Origin of the sequence: Kribbella pittospori, from assembly GCF_004331465.1 — a bacterium.
Taxonomy (GTDB): domain Bacteria; phylum Actinomycetota; class Actinomycetes; order Propionibacteriales; family Kribbellaceae; genus Kribbella; species Kribbella pittospori.
Map to the genome: position 1 here is coordinate 464646 of NZ_SJKB01000004.1, position 13493 is coordinate 478138.

A 13493-nucleotide genomic window follows, 5' to 3' on the forward strand; every position below is an offset into this window, starting at 1 on the left:
CCGAACACGACCGCTACAGCCTCGGACTGGCCAGCGGGAAGCTAGCTCAGTCGGAAGAAGTTCATGATCATGCGTCCGATCGTCCCACAGCGTGTTCAGCGCTGCGACCGAATTGATGGAACGTGAGGGAGAAGGTGTACGACCCTGGCTCGAGGGTGTGTTGTGGCGTCGCGGGTGGTCCGCAGGACGCGGAGCCGAGGCCGTTCTGCGCCAGGTCGAGGTTGAGGTAGATGTGCTCGCGCGGGGTCAGGTCGGAGCGGTGGCGGGCGCGTTCGAGGTCCTCGGCGGTCCAGCGGCGTGCCGTCAGCTGGAAGTACGGCGCTCCCTCCACTCGGAGGCCGTTGCCCTGGGCATCGGTCAGTTCTGCCCAGCGCACGTCGATCCGCGATCCGTTCTCCTGAGGTACGACGTACGGCGTCTGCATCTCGTCGACCGTGCTGGTGTACCGCCCGACCCGGGCCGCCTCCCGACTGTCGGCGTACGCCTCCCCCGGTCCACCACCGAACCACCGGACTCTGTCCAGGCTGCTCGGCACCGCCATCCGTACCCCGACCCGCGGCCAACTCCCACACCGCGGCGACACCGCCGTACCACCCCACTCCCCCTCCGGCTCGACCTCAACCGTCAGCCGCAACCCATCTCCCACACTCACCCACCGATAAGTCGCCCGCACCCCCACCCCAAGCCCATCAGGCGCCACCCGCGCCCGCACCACCAACTCCTCGTCCCCCACCCGCCCCGATCCGCGACCACCCCGCGGCCCCTCCACCCGCCCCGATCCGCGATCACCCCGTGTCTCCCCCACCCACCCCGATCCGCGATCATCCCGCGGCTCCTCCACCCGCCCCGATCCGCGCTCACCCCTCGGCTCCTCCACCAGCTCGACCCGATGCAACAACCGATCCAACCCAGCCGCCCGCCACTCCCCCACAACCCCATTCCGCCCACCCTGCCCACAGTCGTTGTCAGTAGGCGCCCGCCACAAATCCAACTCCGGCCCGCCCACCTCAACCCCACCCAACCGAACCAGCCGCCCGGTCCCCCGCTCGAACTCCCCTACCCCAAGCCCAATCCGCTCCCCACCCCCACGCAACCCAACCCGCTCCCGCAGGCCGCTCAGCCCAGCCCGCTCCTCATCCACCCCGCCCGACACAACCGGCCCCACCTGCACCCCGCCCGACCCAGCCCACTCCCCATCCACCCCGCCCGACACAACCGTCTCCCCGGTCACCCCGCTCGGGACAGCCTCTTCCGGCTGCATCCCGCTCGGCACGGCCCGCTCTGGCTGCACTCCGCTCGGCTCGACCTGCGTCGACTGCGCCGGGCTCGGCGTATCGCGCCGGTCCTGCGCACTTCCGCCATCCAGGCGGAACTGGGTCCAAGCCACCTCGTGCCCGGCGGAGGCCCACGCCTCGTCCTTCGCCAGCACCGCCCGTACCGTCAACCACCGCTCGCCGACCAGACCCGTCGAGGGCAGATCAACCGGTGGCTGTACTTCCACCGTGGAACCCGGTTCGACCTTGGGAACTCCCAGCCGGCCGGACCCCACCTCGACACCATCGCTCTCTTCCGACCACAGGAACTCCAGGTTGTTGAGGGTGGTGAAGGTTTGGAGGTTGTGGATGGTTAGGGGGTTGGGGCCGGTGATGCGGACCGGCTCGATGACCTTTTTGTATTCGGTGAGGCCGGGGGACGGAGTGCGGTCGGGGAACAGGAGGCCGTCGATGCAGAAGTTGGCGCCGTGGACGCGCTCGCCGAAGTCGCCGCCGTACACGTGGTCGGTTGCGCCAGGCAACAGCAACCCGTGATCGATCCACTCCCAGACGAACCCACCCTGCAGCCGCGGGTACCGCTCGAGGATCCGCTGATAGTCGGCCAGCCCGCCAGGACCGTTGCCCATGGCATGGGCGTACTCCGCGAGCACGAACGGCAACCCACGCCGGCGGGTCTCCAACTCGGGGCTGTCCTCGGTCTCCGGCGGTACGTCCTCGGTCCGGGTGCCGATCGCTTCGAGATCCTCGAGGGGCGTGTACATCAGGCTGTAGAAGTCGGAGAACTCGTAGCTGCGGTCCCGCTCGTAGAACACCGCCCGCCCGGGATCGCGCTCGCGGGTCCACTCGGCGAGCGTGCCGAAGTTCCGTCCGCGGTGGCTCTCGTTCGCCAACGACCAGACGATGACGCTCGGGTGGTTCTTGTCTCGCTCCACCATCCGGCGCATCCGGTCCAGCATCATCGGTGCCCAGTCCGGATCGTCGGCCGGGTTGCCGCGCCAGTCGGTGTAGATGAAGCCGTGGGTCTCGATGTCGCACTCGTCGATCACCCACAGCCCGAGCTCGTCGCACAGGTCGAGGAACGCGGGATGCGGCGGATAGTGCGCCGTACGGACCGCGTTGAGGTTGTGCTGCTTCATCAGCACGAGGTCCTGCCGCATCGCCTCGACCGTCATCGCCCGGCCGCGGCGTTCGTCGTGCTCGTGCCGGTTCACCCCGCGAAAGAACAGCGGCTGCCCGTTGACTGTCAGCAGCCCGTCGGTCATCGCGACCGTCCGGAAGCCGATCCGCAACTCCACGGTCTCGCCGTCGACGGCGACCTGGGCGTCGTACAGGCGCGGTACTTCCGCCGTCCATGGCTCAACGCGTGGGATCGTGACGGTCTCGCCCGGCTGCAGTTCGAGCCCGAGCTCCGGGATCGTGATCCGCGGGTGAGACTGAAGGGGATCGGTGCCAGGCTCACGCCGTACGAGGGCTGACGGTTTGACGTCGACTCGCAAGGTGCCGGCGCCGGTCAGGTGGTCGTAGTCGGCGTGGACGAATACATCCTCGATCAACGGCCGGCTGAGCAGCGCCACGTCGCGGAAGATTCCCGGCAGCCACCACATGTCCTGGTCCTCGAGGTAGCTGCCCGACGACCATTGGTGCACTCGTACGACGAGTAGGTTCCGCCCCGGCTGCAGCAACTCGCCGACGTCGAACTCACTCGGCAGCCGACTACCCTTCGCCGTCCCGACCTCGGTCCCGTTGAGCCAGACCTTGAAGCATGAGTCAACGCCTTCGAAGCGCAGTACGGCGCCAGCTCGCTGCCAGTCTGCTGGCAGGTCGAACCATCGACGGTGGTCGCCGGTCGGGTTCGCGTCCGGCGTCCGCGGCGGATCGATCGGGAACGGGAACGCGGTGTTCGTGTACCGCGGCCGGTCGTGCCCCTGCAGCACCCAATGCCCGGGGAGTTCCAACTCATCCCAGTCCACGTCCACGTCTGGCTGCATCACATCCGCCGGCGCCTCAGCCGGCCCACTCCACAGCTTGAACTCCCACCGCCCGTTCAAACTCATCCGCGGCCGCGAAGACCTCAACCAAGCCCGCGGCTCCCGGCATCCAGTCCCCGGCGCCAGATCCTCGTAGTACGCCGTCATGCCGCCCCCTCCCGCAACACCCGAACATCCCAAGCCCCCAACTCAACCCGCCCCACCAAACCCCCACCCAACACATCAACCATCTCCCCAGGCGCCTCAACCACAACCGCCTCCCCCGACCAGTTGTGCACAAACCACAACCGCTCCCCCACCCCATTGACCGCAGACAAAGCAGTAACAGCCTCCGGCAACCCACTCCACACACCACTTGTTCTATGGAGTGCAGCAGCCAGAACCGGATCCGGCACTGTGCCGACGTAGGTCACCCGACCCTCGCCCCAGCGTTTGGTGGTGATGATCGGGCGTTGGCTCCCGCCGGGATGGTGGTACCAGGCGAGTGGGTCGGCGTCGTCGATGAGGAGGGTTTCTGCCCAGCGGGTTGCGTGGCCGGGGAGGCCGGTGACGGGGAGGTCGTCGTGGAGGTTTTCGTATTCCTGGTAGTGGAGGCCGGCCGCCTTGGACAGGCGGGGTGGAGCGGGCTCTGGGCGGGGGCGAGCGTCCGGGTCTGCGTAGGCTGTGCGGGGGCCGAGGATTAGGTGGCCGCCGGCTCGCGCGTAGTCGGCCAGCAGCTCCAGCTGTTGATCGGACGCGATGTAGAGGGCTGTAACCACAAGGGTTGGGTACTGCGCGGCGAGGGCCGCGGGATCGTTGCCTAGGCGCTCGATGGGTAGGACGCCTGGACGTAGGCCGGCGTCCAGGATGCCGGTGTAGAAGGCGTTGACGATCATCCGGTACGACGACCTGTCCGGCGCACCACCCGGATGCGCGAGTGGCGGTTGGAACTGCAGGGCCCATTCGCTCTCAACCGACCACACGACCGCCACATCCACGTCGGGCCGCAACCCGACGATCGACGAGCCGGCTCGGGCCAGCTCGTCGCCGATCACCGCGATCTCGTCGTACACCCGGCCCGGTTGCAGGTCGTGGCCGAGGATTCCGCCCCAGAACGTCTCCGCACCGTGGTGGATCGAGTGCCAATGCCAGTACTCGACCATCCGCGCACCACGCGACACGAACCCCCACGCGAGCTGCCGCAACTGACCGTCGTACGGCGGCCTGTTCTGATGCGAACCACCGATCGACGTCGCATTCGTCTCGGTGACCAAGAACGGCTCCCCACGTGACCCCTGCACGCGATCCGCGGCCAGATACAGCTCCGCGACACTCCGCCCGATCCACCCGACCTCGAGTCGCGACGGTCGCGCCGGCCGCTCCAACCCGTCCTGCACGTCGACATAAATGTTGCCCGCCGCAACGTCCAGCCGCGACGTCAACGGTACGTCGGCCACCGCCGGCCGATCGTAGGCCAGACAAGTCGTCACGAACTGCTGCGGCCGCCGCAGCTCCCGGACCAACTCCGCCTGCCACCCGATGAACTCGGTCGTCCGCTCCGCCTGGAACCGTCGCCAGGCCAGGTCGTACGACGGCGTACTGTTCCCGTCCGGCCGCCACAACTCGGACCAGTCGCTCAGCCGATGCGACCAGTACGTCAATCCCCAGGCCTCGTTCAACGCATCGACGTCACCATAGGTCGCCCGCAAGCGAGCAACGAACGCCGAGAACGCCGCCGAGTTGTGCGCGAGCAGCACCCCAGGCTCGTTGTCGACCTGGTAGCCGATCACGGCCGGATGGTCGCGATGCCGCCCGACGATCCGCCGGATGACCCGCTCCGCATGGAACCGGAACGCCGGTTGCCCGAAGTCCACCTCCTGACGGATCCCCCACGGCACCCGCTCCCCCGTAGGTCGCTCGGCCGCGATCTCCGGATGAGCCCGCTGCAGCCACGGCGGTACGGCGTACGTCGGAGTCCCCAGTACGACGTCGATCCCCCGCTCACCGGCCGCATCGAGCACGGGCAGGATCCACTCGAGGTCGAACACGCCGTCCCGTGGTTCCCAGGTCGACCAGACCGACTCACCGACCCGGATGGCGGTGATACCGGCCGCCGCCATGAGATCCAGGTCAGTGGCGATCCGATCGCCGACGGCCCGCGGCAGGTATTCGGGGTAGTAGGCCGTCCCGAGCACAACACGTGGCGGCAGCATGAGTAGACGCTAACTCATGCCGCGATCCCCGTGCAATCGTTTGCACACAGGAATCCCACACAGCGAATCTCACACAAGGATTCCCCCGCAGGCAGTTCAGGTAGTTCGGATCCGAGCCCGCCGCCGCGCCGGACCGGTGCTGGCCCGGACGACCAGCTCCGGCGTGAGCAGATCCGGCCGCGGCCAGTCGTTCCCGGCGAGGCGCGTGGCGAGCTGCTCCCAGGCCAACTCCCCCAGCCGCGCCCGCTCATTCCGCAACGATGTCAGCGGCGGCCGTGCGTACGCGGCGATCGGGATGTCGTCGTACGACGCGACCGACAACTCGGCCGGGACGTCGACGTCGTTGTCGTGCATCCAACTGAGCAGCCCGACGCCGACCAGGTCGTTGAACGTGATTACCGCGGTCGCGCGACTGCTCAGCACGGTCGGCCCAGCGTCGTACCCGTGGTTCCCGGCCCAGCCGCCGTCCATCTCGTCCAGCGTGACATCGAGCGATCGCGCCGTACGACGCAACGTCCGGCGACGTTCGCCATCGGACCACGAGGACGCCGGACCGCCGACGTACAAGACTCGTCGGTGGCCTAGACCGGTGAGGTGCTCGAGCAGCAACCGGCTCGCCGCGCGGTAGTCGATCGCGACCGCGCCCGCGTTCTTCACGGTCCGGTTGATGCAGACAACTGGCACCGGCAGAGCGAGCGCCTTCTCCAGGCCGCTGCGGGTCAGGCGTGAACTGCAGAGCACGAGCGCACCTGAGTGGTCGACGAGCTCCTCGACGAGCCGCAGCTCCTCGGCCGGATCCTCGCCACTCTCCCCGATCAACAACCGGTAGCCGCCCGCCCGAGCGGACGCGGCGAGGCCCTTGAGAACCTCGGAGAAGAACGGGTTCGTCAGGTCCGGCACGGTCACGCCGACCGTCAACGGACGGCCCAGTTTGAACTCCTGCGCCCGCTTGTCGGCGCGATAGCCCAACTCCCCGGCCACCGCGCGCACATGCGCGACCACTTCAGGAGAGATCAGGTCGGAACCGTTCAGCGCCCGCGACACCGTCGACACCGACGTGCCCGCCTCGCGCGCCACGTCGATCAGCCGAACCCGCTCCGCCACCACTCACCTCTCACCTCTGCGGGGCGGGGTTTGGTCACCCCACCCTCGTGCCCGCGATCCAGACGTTCCGGATCGTCACATCGTCGGCGTACTGTACGACAGCTTCCGCCGCGACCTGGTCGAACTTGCTGTTCGTGACCGCCACGGCACGAATCCGCTGTGTCTCTGCTCCTACCATGCGATACGCCCGTTCGGCCCGGGCCACCCGGACCCGGTCGAACCGGATGTCGCGGACGTCGGGGAACAGCGACTGGTCGCCACCACCGGAGTAGCTGAAGGTGATCTCGAGGGGACGATACATCCACGCACGGGAGTCGACGTCGGACAAGTCCACGTTGCGTACATACCCGCCGCGGGTCGAGGTCGACTTCACGCACAGCACCCACTGGACGTACGCCTCCTCCGCGGCCGGGTCGGCCGGAATGTTCAGGCGGCGTACCCAGACGTCCTCGATCCCGCCGCTCATCTCGCTGCCGATCGCGACCGCGGCACCGCCGCTGACGAAGGTGCAGTCCTCGATCAGGATCCCGCGCGAGGGCAGACCGAGCCGCCGGCCGTCGGCGTCCCGGCCGGACTTGATCGCGATGCAGTCGTCGTGCGTCTCGAACGTGCAGTCGCGGATCAGGACGTCCGTACACGACTCCGGGTCGCAGCCGTCGCCGTTCGGGCCGAGGTTGCGCACAGTCACGCCCTGGACGGTGACGTTGTGGCACTCCAGCGGATGGATCGTCCACATCGGCGAATTGAGGACGGTCACACCCTCGATCAGCACGTTCGTGCACCGGAAGGGCTGGATGAAGCTCGGCCGCAGGTAGTGACCGGCACCGAAGACGCGCTCCTCGACCGGGACCTGCTCGTTGTTCATCCGCTCCAGCTCGCCCCAGTCCTCGCGCTGGTTCGGCAGGCCGGTGTGCCAGCCGTACTGGCCACTGCCGATCAGGTACCACCAGTGCTCGTTGTCGCCGGCGCCGTCGAGGACACCCTCGCCGGTGATGCCGATGTCGGTCTGGCCCTCGGCGCGGATGAGCGACGAGTAGTTGTAGACCTCCACGCTCTGCCACCGGGTCCGGACGACGGGCAGGTAGTCGGCCGGATCGGTGCTGAACCGGAGAGTCGAACCAAGCTGCAAATGCAGGTCCACGCGGCTCAGCATCTGGATCGCTCCGGTCTGCCAGACACCGGGAGGTACGACGACGTGACCGCCGCCGGACTCGTGACAGGCCCGGATCGCCGCGTTGATCCCGGCGGTCGCGTCCTCCGGCGTCGCGCCGTACGCCGTGATCGGGAACCACGCGTCGCGGAACCGCGGCGGCGAGATCCGCGCCCGGAGGGCCTGCTCAGGGCCGGCACCCGACGCGAGCGCGGGAACTCCGATGCCTGCAGCAACTACCCCGCCGAGGCCGGCGCCGAGGATCTGACGGCGAGTGGGATGCATGGGCGGCACCTTCCGATCGAGCTGGGCGGGCAAACCTTTGCCCGCAAGTATCCAAGAGATTCCGGGCCGGTCAAGAGTTCGTCCACGCCAGCCGTTGACAGCGCGGGCCGACGACGGCACGATCGATTGCAATCGTTTGCACTCTGCATTGCCTGTCGAGGAGGCTGAGCATGTCCGCCCCAGTTCGTCGCCGTACTCTCCTGTTGGCCAGCGGAGCTCTTGCGATCGTCGGCGGAGGTACCGCCCCGGCCGCCGCCGGCCGACCATCACCCGATTCCCAGGTGGACGCCATCCTGCGCCGGATCCGGCCACCGCGGTTCCGCGATCGCTGGTACGACGTGACCGACTTCGGCGCGGTCGGCGACGACGCGACCGACTGTACGGCGGCGATCCGGGCCGCCATCGAGACGTGTCACAAGCACGGCGGCGGTCACGTCGTCGTACCGGCCGGCATCTTCCGGACCGGTGCCGTCCACCTGCTCAGTCGCGTCGACCTGCACTTGGCGGCCGGTTCGAGGTTGGCGTTCAGCCAGGACCCGGCGGCGTACCTGCCCGTGGTGGCGACCCGCTACGAGGGGACGGAGTGCTACAACTACTCCCCCTTCGTCTACGCGTACGGACAGCGCGACATCGCGGTCACCGGCAGCGGTGTCCTCGACGGTCGGGCCGACGACACGCACTGGTGGGACTGGACCGGTGGGCCGCCGCCGAACGAGTCGCCCGACAAGACGCTGCTCATCCAGATGGCGGCGGACGGCGTACCGGTGAAGGAGCGGGTGTTCGGCGCCGGGCACTATCTCCGGCCGAACCTGCTCCAGTTCAACCGCTGCACGAACGTGCTGCTCGACGGCATCACGGTCAAGGACTCACCGATGTGGAACCTCCACCCGGTGCTGTGCCGCAACGTCACCATCCGGGACGTGGTCGTCGACAGCCCGAACGGGCCGAACAACGACGGCATCGACCCCGAGTCGTGCACCGACGTCCTGATCGAGGGCTGCACGATCTCCACCGGCGACGACTGCATCGCGTTCAAGTCCGGCAAGGACGCCGACGGCCGGCGGGTGAACGTGCCGACCCGGTACGCCGTCGTCCGCAACTGCGAGATGGCCGACGGGAACGGCGGCGTGACGGCCGGCAGCGAGACCAGCGGCGGCATCATGGACATCTTCGTCCGCGACTGCACGATGAGCAGCCCGCGGCTGGAACGCGCGATCCGGATCAAGAGCAACCCCGACCGCGGCGGCACGATCGCGAACATCGACGTACGCCGGGTGACGGTCGGGCAGGCCGCGGACTCGGTGATCGAGATCGTGCTCAACTACGCCAACGTCACCACCGGCGCCTACCCGCCGGACGTGCACGGCATCAGCATCAGCCAACTCACAGCCGCCGCGGCGCCTCGCGCGCTGAACCTGCTCGGCCTGCCCGACGACCCGCTCCGCGACATCCGGCTGCACGACTGCCGCTTCGACGCGATGAGCGAGGAGAACGTGATCCAGGACGTCGAAGGGCTGCGACTCGACCAGGTCTGGATCAACGGCACCCGCGTGGACAACTGAAGGAGCCTCTCGATGGACAAGCTCAGCCGCAAGAACTTCCTCAGACTCGGCGCCGGAGCCGCACTCGCACCGACCGGCGCGGCCTTCCTCGGCGTTGGTGAGGCAGCAGCCGCACCCGACACCGGTCCCGGCTGGGGTCACGTCGGCGACATCCTCCGCAACACCCGCCCTCCCCGCTTCCGTCCCCGCGACTTCCTGATCACCACCTACGGCGCGATCGCGGACGGCACGACCGACGCGACCGCTGCCATCGCGAAGGGGATCGACGCGTGTCACCGCTCCGGCGGCGGACGAGTCGTCGTACCGGCCGGAACCTTCAGCACCGGCGCGATCCATCTGCAGTCCAACGTCAACCTGCACGTGTCGGACGGCGCGACGCTGCTGTTCAGCACCGATCCGGCCCAGTACCTGCCGGTCGTGCTGACCCGCTTCGAGGGCGCCGAGTGCATGAACTACTCGCCGCTCATCTACGCCCGCGACTGCGAGAACATCGCCGTCACCGGCACCGGCACGCTCGACGGCGGCGCGACCTGGGACGACTGGTGGTCCTGGGTCGGTCCGTCGAGCCCGGACGCGCAGGCACTGCAGCAGATGGCCGAGGACGGCGTACCGGTGAAGGATCGCGTGTTCGGCGCCGGCCACTTCCTGCGCGCGGCGTTCATCGAGACCCAGTCCTGCCGCAACGTGCTGATCGAGGACGTGACGATCCTGCGGTCGCCGTTCTGGGAGATCCACCCGGTGCTGTCGCGCAACATCAGGGTGCGCGGCGTCCACATCGACAGCCGCGGACCGAACAACGACGGCATCGACCCGGAGTCCTCGCAGTACGTCGTGATCCAGGACTGCGTGCTGGACTGCGGCGACGACTGCATCGCGATCAAGTCCGGCCGCGGCGCCGACGGCCTGCGGGTGAACGTGCCGTCGGAGAACATCCTGATCGAGAACTGCACGCTGAACATCCGGTACGGCGCGATCACGATCGGCAGCGAGATGACCGGTGGAGTGCGCAACGTGTTCGTCCGCAACTGCACGATCGGCAGCCCGAACCTGTACTTCGGTCTCTACATCAAGACCAACTCGGTCCGCGGTGGCTACGCCGAGAACATCTATCTGGACAACCTGCAGATCTCCAACCTCACCAAAGAGGTGGTCTCCTGCAACTTCTACCGCAGCGAGGGCGACACCGGTCCGCTCACCCCGAGGGTGCGCAACGTCGAACTGCGCAACATCACCGTCGGCCATGCCCGCAACGCCTTCTCGATGTTCGGCTACCCGCGCTCACCGATCCAGGGCTTCCGGCTGATCGACTGCACGTTCACCAGCATCGACGACGTGAGCGAGATCCAGGACGTCGACATGTCGTTCCGCAACTTCACGGTCAACGGCAAGAAGATCACCGACCCGGCGCAACTGCTGTGACGGACGGCTGGTCGGACGCCGACCGCATCCTGGCCGACGTCCGACCACCTGTATTCCCAGATCACGACTTCCCGATCACCGAGTACGGCGCAACGCCGGAGCACGCGACCGCCGGCCTCGCGCACGCCATCCGCGCGTGTCACGAGTCCGGCGGCGGCCGGGTCGTCGTACCTCCCGGGGTATGGCACACCGGCGCGATCCACCTGCGTTCAAGGGTGAATCTCCATGTGTCCGAGGGCGCGACGCTTCGCTTCAGCACCGACCCGGCGCACTACCTCCCGGTCGTCAAGACCCGGTACGAAGGGCTCGAGGTCTACAACTACTCGCCGCTGATCTACGCCAACGGATGCACCGACATCGCGATCACCGGCACGGGCACGCTCGACGGCCAGGCCGGCTGGGACAACTGGTGGGGCTGGTTCCACACCTGCGACGAGGACTTCGGGCAACTCCGCCAGCAGGCGGCGTTCGGCATCCCCGTGACGGAGCGGGTGTACGGCGCCGGGCACCATCTGCGGTCGAGCTTCATCCAGCCGTACGAGTGCACGAACGTGCTGATCGAAGGCGTAACGATCGTCCGGTCGCCGTTCTGGCAGGTCCATCCGGTGCTGTGCCGGAACGTGACCATCCAGGACGTCGTCATCGACAGCCAGGGTCCGAACAACGACGGCGTCGACCTCGAGTCGTGCCGCTCGGTGGTGATCCGCGGCTGCACGTTCGACGCCGGCGACGACTGCATCGCGCTCAAGTCCGGCCGGGAGGCGGACGGCCTGCTGGTGAACGTTCCGACGGAGGACGTCCTGATCGAGCAGTGCGTGATGCGGGTCAAGTACGGCGCGATCACGCTCGGGTCGGACCTGACCGGCGGGATCCGGAACGTGTTCGTCCGCGACTGCACGATCGGCGGTCCGAGCCTGTACTTCGGTCTGTACATCAAGACCAACGCGATCCGCGGGGGCTTCGCGGAGAACGTCTATCTGAAGGACCTGACGATCTCCAACCTCACCAAGGAGGTTGTCCAGTGCAACTTCTTCCGCGGAGAAGGTGACAGCGGGCCCCTCACGCCGTACGTGCGCAACGTGGAGCTGCGCGGCATCAAGGTCGAGCGGGCTCGCAACGCCTTGATGCTGCGCGGCTACCGGCGTTCGCCGATCCAGGACTTCCGGCTGATCGACTGCGACTTCACCGTCGACGCGCCCAGCACCGTCCAGCACGCGGCGCTGAGCTTCGACAACGTCTCCGTCAACGGTCACCCGATCACCGACGTCCACCAGCTCCGCTGACCCTCACGGAAGGTGGGCGCAGTGGACGTCCAGGTCCCAGAGGATGACGGACAACGCGTACGGGCTGATCGTGTGCTCGCCATGGGTGGCGTCCTCGAGCAGCTCCCAGTGGCCGTTCGACTCGTTGCTGACGGCATCGGTGCCGATGACGGCGATCCGCTGCCGGACGGCGGCCTCGTAGGAGCGGTGGCCGACCCCGTTGAAGCAGCACTCGTCGAACCGGTTGAGGATCTGCATCTGCCGGCGGTGCCGCCCGACCGCCGCCAGTGCGTAGAGGTCAGGGAAGTCGGCCAGGCCGTAGAACCCGGGCTGCATGTCCTGCCGCTGCTCCCAGTCTCCGCGGGTCGGGCTGGGCTTCGGTGAGCCTGGCCGGACGAAGAACGGCAGCGATCCGGCAGTCGGATACGACCGGGTGATGCGTGGATCGAGGGCCGGGTAGATGGTCGTCGCCCAGCCGCCGCCGGACAGGCCGACCATCTGCACGGACGACGGCCGGTAGGTCTTCTGGACGTAGTTCATCGACACCGCGAGCGGCTCCAGGAACAGCGCGAGCGGCGAGTAGTTCACGGACTCCCACTGCGGGAGATCGTTGTGCGACGGCTGCAGCTGCACCGACGGGTCGGCCGGGTCCTGGATGGTCTTCGGGTTCCAGTGGTAGAAGGGCATCGCGAACAGCAGCACCGTGTAGCCGTGATCGAGCAGCCCCTGCGCCACCCGCTGCATCGTGTCGAGCGGCTCGCCGTGCCCGTTGTGGTAGAACGCGACCCGGCTGTGGTTGCTCCGCGTCGGCTCGAGGACGAAGACGGTTGCGACGTACCCGAATGGCATCGCCACGTCGAGGCGGTCGTACCGGCGTACGCCGGTGAACGCGGGCAACTCGGCCGGCACACCGACGTCCCGTCGTACTGTCGGAAGACCGGTCGGCATGACCCCGGTGTCCTTCCAGACCTGGGCGACCAGCTGCGGGCGGAGCGCGTCGGCGTCCGCGGCGGTGTGGATCTTCATCAGGTCCTCGACGTCGACGCCGACAACCACCTCGGGCAGAGTCTTGTACACCGCAGCGTGGGCGGCCGCGATCTCAGCGTTGACCGGCGCGACGGGGCGCGGTGCCGGGCGGCCCGCAGGCGCAGCGGGTGTCTCAGCGGACGCAGTAGCCGGCCAGCCGGTTGCGGTGGTGGCGGTCACGGCGAGAGCTCCTCCGAGCACGGATCTGCGATTGACGATGCTCATTCTGGT

Annotated in this window: 8 protein-coding genes; 3 read left to right on the forward strand and 5 right to left on the reverse strand. The window is 68.0% G+C overall.

The window, feature by feature from the left end:
* Positions 1–67: 67 nt before the first annotated feature.
* The 4 genes from E0H73_RS46580 to E0H73_RS15790 form a co-directional block, all read right to left on the reverse strand.
* The gene (locus E0H73_RS46580; RefSeq protein WP_202867403.1) at positions 68–3328 is read right to left on the reverse strand and encodes a glycoside hydrolase family 2 TIM barrel-domain containing protein; all 3261 of its coding nucleotides are present in this window, start codon (positions 3326–3328) and stop codon (positions 68–70) included.
* 77 nt (positions 3329–3405) lie between these two features.
* A complete protein-coding gene (locus E0H73_RS15780; protein ID WP_131355965.1) occupies positions 3406–5454 on the reverse strand; it encodes a beta-galactosidase in 2049 nt (682 codons plus the stop codon).
* Positions 5455–5550: 96 nt separating this feature from the next.
* Positions 5551–6558 carry a LacI family DNA-binding transcriptional regulator gene (locus E0H73_RS15785; protein WP_165555692.1) on the reverse strand — a complete coding sequence of 336 codons (1008 nt, stop codon included), beginning with the start codon at positions 6556–6558 and terminating at the stop codon, positions 5551–5553.
* Between the two features lie 34 nt (positions 6559–6592).
* Positions 6593–7993 carry a glycoside hydrolase family 28 protein gene (locus E0H73_RS15790; protein ID WP_165555693.1) on the reverse strand — a complete coding sequence of 467 codons (1401 nt, stop codon included), beginning with the start codon at positions 7991–7993 and terminating at the stop codon, positions 6593–6595.
* 170 nt (positions 7994–8163) lie between these two features.
* Here E0H73_RS15790 and E0H73_RS15795 point away from each other — a divergent pair, with 170 nt between their 5' ends.
* Genes E0H73_RS15795 through E0H73_RS15805 form a run of 3 tightly spaced genes read left to right on the forward strand, consistent with a single transcriptional unit; the run spans position 8164 to position 12257 of the window.
* Positions 8164–9555, forward strand: a complete 1392-nt coding sequence (locus E0H73_RS15795) for a glycoside hydrolase family 28 protein (protein ID WP_202867404.1) — start codon at positions 8164–8166, stop codon at positions 9553–9555.
* Positions 9556–9567: 12 nt separating this feature from the next.
* On the forward strand, positions 9568–10974 hold the full coding sequence (locus E0H73_RS15800) for a glycoside hydrolase family 28 protein (protein WP_131355974.1): 1407 nt from the start codon (positions 9568–9570) through the stop codon (positions 10972–10974).
* A complete protein-coding gene (locus tag E0H73_RS15805; RefSeq protein WP_131355976.1) occupies positions 10971–12257 on the forward strand; it encodes a glycoside hydrolase family 28 protein in 1287 nt (428 codons plus the stop codon). Before E0H73_RS15800 ends, E0H73_RS15805 begins: the two co-directional genes overlap by 4 nt.
* A gap of 3 nt (positions 12258–12260) precedes the next feature.
* Here the strand turns inward: E0H73_RS15805 and E0H73_RS15810 are convergent, their stop codons facing one another.
* Positions 12261–13487 (reverse strand): hypothetical protein, encoded by a 1227-nt coding sequence (locus tag E0H73_RS15810; protein ID WP_131355979.1) that lies wholly within the window; start codon positions 13485–13487, stop codon positions 12261–12263.
* Positions 13488–13493: the final 6 nt, after the last annotated feature.